Below are 6,793 nucleotides of genomic sequence, written 5' to 3'. Positions count from 1 at the left end.
TGGCTATGGGGTGCAAAGCAACAACAACAGGTAAGGTGATCGCCAATAACTGATCTAAGCCTAAGTTAGCCACTAAACCAGATAAAATCATGGTTGCCCATACACTGCGCACATAAGTGATACGACTAAAGCTGCGGCTATAAAACTCACTACCTGCTGTAGTCACCCCAATCGCCGTAGTTAAACACGCTAATACCAATACCGAACCTAACACCATGGTACCAAAGACACCAAAATGATAATTGGTAAACGCCGTTAGAATTTCACCGCCATTGCTAAACTGAGTGCCTAAATTGGTACTGGTTACACCGATATAGGCCAAGGCTAAATACACTAAAACCATTGCGGAAGCGTACATAATCGCCGCAATGAAGGTATATTTCGCAATCGCTTTCGGACATTTAACGCCCATGCCCTCAATCGCCTTAAAAATAATCCAACCAAAGCCAATAGAGCCAAGCGCATCCATGGTCATATAACCTTGGGTTAATCCTTCCGCCATGGCCCCTGTTGCATAAGCTCCCGTCGCCTGCTCCACATATCCCGCCGGATACATCACCGCAAATATCGCCATTACCGCTAAAATAGCTAACAACACAGGGGTTAACCACTTGCCTAAGGTATCAACTAACTTGCCCGGATATAACGAGAACATGATAGCCACAACGCAAAAAACGATAGAAAACGGAATTAAGCCACTATCACCAATAAAAGGCGCAAAACTAAATTGGTAAGCCACCGTAATCGTACGAGGGATAACAAATGCAGGACCAATCACAATAAATAATGTCACCCAAAAACTGGTTGCCAATGGTTTAGGCAATGCCGCCGTTAGATTGTCAGCGCCTTTGATCCAAGCAACAATCACCAACGCCAATGCCGGTAAGCCCACGCCCGTCAGTAAGAATCCAGTCATACCACTTAAAAAGTGATCACCGGCTTGGTAGCCTAAAAAGGGAGGGAAAATCAAATTACCTGCGCCTAAATACATGGCAAAGGTCATAAAGCCTAACGCGGCGATATTGCGTGCACTTAACATAGTCATCCTCGCTGTAACATTGCAGCTAGGAAGAAGAGACGGGAGATATTACTAGAGAGATCCTGCCAACTTCTTCAAAAAGCTGGCAGAAAAATAGATAGCCTGTCAGCCCCGAATAAGAATCAGAGAGAGCAGGAGGAGTTGACGTGCAGCCGCAGCCACATGGAAGCAAGTAGTTGATGCGAATCTTGATAATGTATTCATCTTGCCTCCTCGTCAATTAAATTCAAACGTAAGCGAACATGCTACGTAGTCATAACGTTATAAACGTCAACTCGGTATGAAAACAAGTATTTATATTAATTAAATAGCAATTGGCTTATTTGACACCTAAAAACGAGAGGTGAATCACACTATTTAAGCACTACTATGAATAATGCAGCGATGGATATTGCGAGTGATGCAGTATACAAAATGTTATTAATATAAATACGATTAATCACTCTGATCATACTATTAGGTTCGAGTTCATTTAAAATGACTTTGCGCCTTTGCTTCAGTAACTTTAGTTTTTCCTCCATATACAGGCAATCATTTTCAAGCTTTAAATACTCAAGACTCAAAGCATCATTCTGAGCTTTTGCATCCAGTTTATCTTGCAGATTATTTATCATTCCACAATCCAATAAAATAAATTAACAACCAATATGCCAACACTGAAAACGCCGGCATTCAGCACATAATTCGTTGATATTAAACACCTATTATATCAATTTATTAAAAAGCTGTCTGACCATTTTTATTAAATGATATTAATCCTTTCTAAATTAACATGATCCCAAACAACCATTAATGCCATCACAATCCAATATATAGCGATGCCCTACTCACGCTGTTGATTCATATAAAAATGTAACGACTGGATTAGCGCTTGTTTTTCATTATTGATTTTTAATGGATCATAAACAGCACAAATATTGGCAGAAATCGATTGCAGTAACGCTATCACCTGCACATTTTGCCAATGCCAATGGTTAAAGCTTTGCGGCACAATAGCAAGCGCATCACCATGATCAACAATATTCATCAAAGTCATTGGTTCAATCACCTCTTGAATAATATTAGGGTTAAAGCCCTCTATCAAACAATGCTGCACCACAAAATCAGTTGAGGCAGAGTTTTGCTTACTTAGCATCACAAAATCTTCATGAATAAGTTCCAATAAATTAATGGATTGTTGTTGAGATAGATGATGATTTTTAGGTACGGCAACCGCCATCGATTCACAATATAAATTGCACGCTTGTAAAGGTTTAATGTTAATCGTATCTGCGTAACGCACAATGCCAATATCAATTTCATTATTTAATAAGGCTTGTTTTTGATGACGGGGAGAGAGTTCAATAAATTCAAATTGGATTTCAGGATATTGTAGCCGCAACTGTTGTGATGCATAACCAAATCCCGCCCAAAATACCGAACTAACGATACCTAGTCGAATATGCCCATAATGCTGCCGCGCATGATGCGTCACTTTACTAATGGATTGATCTAGCTGTTTAAAAATCAGTTCACACTCATCACGTAACAAGATCCCAGTAGAAGTCAGTTGAATATTACGCTGATCACGATTGAATAATTCCACCTCAAGAATATCCTCTAAATCACGCATTTGGGTACTCAACGGCGATTTAGAGATATGTAGTTTTTCAGCGGCTTGAGTCAAACTTTGACTATAACTGACGACATAAAAATAACGTAGCATCTTCATGCTCAGTTTTTCAGGCCAGTGTAATTTGTTTAAACCTGTAGGGGCTGGGCTATGGATATTGTTCACAAAATTGAGATCCATTTATAATTAGTTTCCCAAGCAAATCATTCCAAATCCGCCTTTATTGGCAAAATATTCAACAGAAACTTATAGAAATGACGCATTGTTCTGAAAAACAGGACGTTTGAGTGGTTTTAAGTGATTTTAATCAATCTCACTTAAGAATATCGTGAATTAGTTAGCAAATTCACTTTAGGAAAATCGCCCTATGTCAGTTTACGATCCAGTACCCGATGCAATCGCCACTATCAACCAATATAAACCAGATTTCAAACCACAAATCGCCATGATTTTAGGATCAGGTTTAGGTGTATTAGCCGATCAACTAGAAGATAAAATCAGCATTGATTATCGAGAACTAGCAGGCTTTCCAGTCAGTACCGTTGAAGGCCACAGCGGCGAATTAGTACTCGGTTACTTAAACGGCGTCGCCGTTATTTGTATGAAAGGCCGAGGTCACTTTTATGAAAATGAAGACATGAAAGTGATGACCACACCCATTCGCACATTTAAAAAGCTAGGCTGTGAAATGGTACTAGTAACTAATGCAGCTGGCTCGCTACGACCAGATCGCATAGATGTAGGCTCATTAGTGCTATTTACCGACCACATCAACACCATGCCAAGCACACCAATGACTGGCGTTAATGATGATAATTACGGTCCGCGCTTTTTCAGTTTAGCCAACGCATACGATAAATCGTTACGCCAACAGGCACTAACCGTTGCTGAGCAACAAGGTATTCACCTTAACCAAGGTGTATTTGTTTCCTATCCTGGCCCATGCTTTGAAACCGCAGCAGAAATCCGCATGATGCAAATCATCGGCGGTGACGTAGTCGGCATGTCAGTGGTGCCAGAAGTCATTTCAGCGGCACATTGCGGTTTGCCTGTACTAGCCATTTGTGCCATCACCAATATGGCTGAAGGTTTAGGTGATGTAGAACTGTCACATGCACAAACCTTGAAATGCGCCAAATTAGCTGAAAAGGATTTTCTGCACTTCATCCATTCATTTGTTGAATACAAAAAATCAACTCAAGCATAAATAGGGTGTAAACATGTTATTTACCGGATTTATTGGCATGCTAGTACTACTGGGTATTGGCTTTGCGTGTTCTGTAAACCGCCGTGCAATTAACTTACGTATCGTTGGCGCAGCATTAGCACTGCAAGTGTTAATTGGTGCTATCGTTTTATATATCCCTATTGGTCGCCAAATTTTGTCATCAATGTCGCATGGCGTTCATGTGGTACTTGATAGCGGTAAAGCGGGTATTCGCTTTTTATTTGGTAACCTCGTTAACTTTTCAGTAGAAGGCATTGGTTTTGTTTTCGCCTTAAATGTACTGCCACTAGTAATCTTCTTCTCAACTTTGATTGCCGTACTTTACTACCTCGGTGTCATGCAGTTTGTGATCCGCATTATCGGCGGAGGCATGGCTAAAGTGCTAGGCACTTCAAAAACAGAATCAATGTCAGCGGTATCAAATATCTTTGTCGGCCAAAGTGAAGCACCATTGGTGATTAAGCCGTATATGGCAAAGATGAGTGACTCTGAATTCTTTACCGTGATGTGTGGCGGTATGGCATCGGTTTCAGGTACCGTGCTTGCAGGTTACGCCATGATGGGCGTTAATATGGACTACCTATTAGCAGCGTCATTTATGGCCGCGCCCGGCGGCGTTTTATTTGCGAAAATGATGCTACCAGAAACAACCACCCCAACCTACACAGTTGACAATAAAATCCAGTTTGATGAAAAACCACCTGTTAACGTACTTGCAGCAGCAGGTGAAGGTGCAGCCAGTGGTTTAAAATTAGCCGCAGCGATTGGTGCCATGTTGATTGCAATGATTGGCCTCGTAACCCTAATTAACAACCTATTAGGTGGCGTAGGCGACATGATCAATATGCCATTATCACTAGAAGGTATTTTAGGTTGGATTTTTGCTCCATTAGCATTCCTGCTTGGTGTTCCTGCAGCTGATATTGCCATTGCTGGTTCTATGATTGGTAAAAAGTTGGTGGTAAACGAGTTTGTGGCTTATAGCGATTTAGCCCCTTACCTAAAAGACCCACAACAAGTTGCCGCTGCAGGCCTACAAGTATTACAAGAAAAGAGTAAAGTCATTATCAGCTTTGCCCTATGTGGTTTTGCTAACATCGCTTCAATGGGTATCTTAATCGGTGGTCTAGGAACACTATGCCCATCAAGAACAGACTTTATTGCTAAATACGGTGTACGCACTGTAATTGCAGCAACCTGCTCTAACCTAATGAGCGCTGCTATTGCCGGTATTTTCTTCTCACTTTCAGTGATGTAAATATCAGTAAAAGCATATTGAAAAGGGGCGAAAGCCCCTTTTTTTTATTCAAACCCCAACACTCTTTAAACTAAAAAAACAATTATAAGAAGTTATTACCTCTATAAAGATAAATACTTACCTCATCTTTTATCTTTATGCGCACGTTTATTTAGTATGAGTAAGCGGTCACACCTATTAATTTAAATCACTCATATACTTTAATTTAGATCTGTTCTAACTGTAATAAATATTAATTCTAGAAGAATGTATGAGTATGTTATGAAAAATAAATTTTCTTTATCTTTAATCGCCGCATCATTAACATTACTGTCACTAAATGCTACCGCTAATATTAGTGATTTAAAAAATACAAATAGCAATGAAATAAACAATGTTGATTTGTTGGTATTTGTAGAACCTGCTTTAGTTACTAAATATGGTAACGAGGAATTGCAAAAAATTCATCAAGCTCAAGTTGATTTTGCAAATAAACAATTTAAAGAGTTTAATGTTCATTTTAATATATCAGCAATTGTGACATTGCCAGATAATTGCATGTCTGATCAATTAGCAAATGGTGAATATTTAGGAAACGCAGTTGACGACACTGCTTACTCCGTTGGCTTTGACTCAAAGAAAGAGTTTGATGAAGTTTTTGATTTTATGGGTGGATGGGTATACTCCCCATTTGTAGCACAACAGTTTAAAAAGTACCATGCTGACAAAGTAGTTATCTCTGTTAGTGAATACGACCATAATGAAAATGTTTTGGCTCAGGCTTTTCAAAATAGAGGCTTTACTCAAATCTTAGACTTGACTAAAGATACCCAAAGTTTCGCACATGAATTGGGTCATAACTTTGGTTTGGGTCATACATCAAGTGCTGAGTGTAGTGAGTCTAATTATTTAATGTGTTCAGGCACTCAATTTAAAACTGGCTTTACAGCTAACGAAAAGAAAACCATTCAAAAGGTAGTTAATCGTGATCTCGATGCTTTAGCTGTCTACGCATACGATAACCGTTTTTGGAATGGTGACTTTAACAAACCAATGCCTATTGAGGCACACGTTAAATTCAGCGTATCGGATAATCCAATTCCTAAAAACCTTGATAATACTGAAATGGTAGTTGAGCTTGTAGATGCTCAAGAGAAGCCTACCGTATTAGATCATGATGTGGCCGTTCAGCTTTATACTAACGGCACAAGTGCTAAAAGTGGTATTAACTACAGTCCTGATACCTACCAAACAGTTACCTTTGCCGCTGGTGAGCAGGTTAAACGTGTTGATTTACCAATAACGCACAGCGATAAAGATACTCAATTAACTGTAGGTACTCGCTATGGCGTTAATGTTGCAGATTCAAATCCTGTAGATGTGACAATTAATGCTGTTAGCAAGCCTAAATCATCCGAATCAAGTGGTGGTAGCATGAGTCTAATTACATTATTCGGACTAATCCTCATGAGTCTTCGTCGGAAAATGATCAAATAACGCTAAGTAATGTAAATTTGACTCATCAGCTTGATGAATCAAATTTACATTATGCACTTATAATTAAAAACAAAATTAAGACTCATAGCATTTAAATAGCCAAAATGTACCACCAAGTGTACCACTTGCAGTATTAGCTTATAGATTTGATGTAACTAATTGAATATTAAGATATATGGG

At 39.2% G+C, this 6,793-nt stretch carries 5 protein-coding genes; 3 read left to right on the top strand and 2 right to left on the bottom strand.

Annotated features, from left to right (window positions below):
* Together brnQ and JCM15074_RS20890 are read right to left on the bottom strand one after the other, a co-directional pair.
* Positions 1 to 1,039 (bottom strand): branched-chain amino acid transport system II carrier protein (gene brnQ / locus JCM15074_RS04390; RefSeq protein WP_025820109.1); only part of this gene is annotated, 1,039 nt, incomplete at its 3' end.
* Between the two features lie 823 nt (positions 1,040 to 1,862).
* On the bottom strand, positions 1,863 to 2,831 hold the full coding sequence (locus JCM15074_RS20890; RefSeq protein ID WP_025820107.1) for a LysR family transcriptional regulator: 969 nt from the start codon (positions 2,829 to 2,831) through the stop codon (positions 1,863 to 1,865).
* Between the two features lie 187 nt (positions 2,832 to 3,018).
* Between JCM15074_RS20890 and xapA the strand changes: the two genes are divergently transcribed.
* The 3 genes from xapA (at position 3,019) to JCM15074_RS04365 (ending at position 6,613) form a co-directional block, all read left to right on the top strand.
* Positions 3,019 to 3,858 carry a xanthosine phosphorylase gene (gene xapA / locus JCM15074_RS04375; protein ID WP_025820106.1) on the top strand — a complete coding sequence of 280 codons (840 nt, stop codon included), beginning with the start codon at positions 3,019 to 3,021 and terminating at the stop codon, positions 3,856 to 3,858.
* A 13-nt stretch (positions 3,859 to 3,871) separates the two neighbouring features.
* Positions 3,872 to 5,137, top strand: coding sequence for a NupC/NupG family nucleoside CNT transporter (locus JCM15074_RS04370; RefSeq protein WP_025820105.1), 1,266 nt, complete (start codon positions 3,872 to 3,874; stop codon positions 5,135 to 5,137).
* Between the two features lie 261 nt (positions 5,138 to 5,398).
* Entirely contained in the window at positions 5,399 to 6,613 is a 1,215-nt protein-coding gene (locus tag JCM15074_RS04365) for an SVAGG family GlyGly-CTERM protein (RefSeq protein ID WP_025820104.1), read from the top strand.
* Positions 6,614 to 6,793: the final 180 nt, after the last annotated feature.

It is taken from the genome of Shewanella marina JCM 15074 (genome assembly GCF_000614975.1).
GTDB classification, from domain to species: domain Bacteria; phylum Pseudomonadota; class Gammaproteobacteria; order Enterobacterales; family Shewanellaceae; genus Shewanella; species Shewanella marina.
This window is presented reverse-complemented; position numbering and strand designations above follow the sequence as displayed.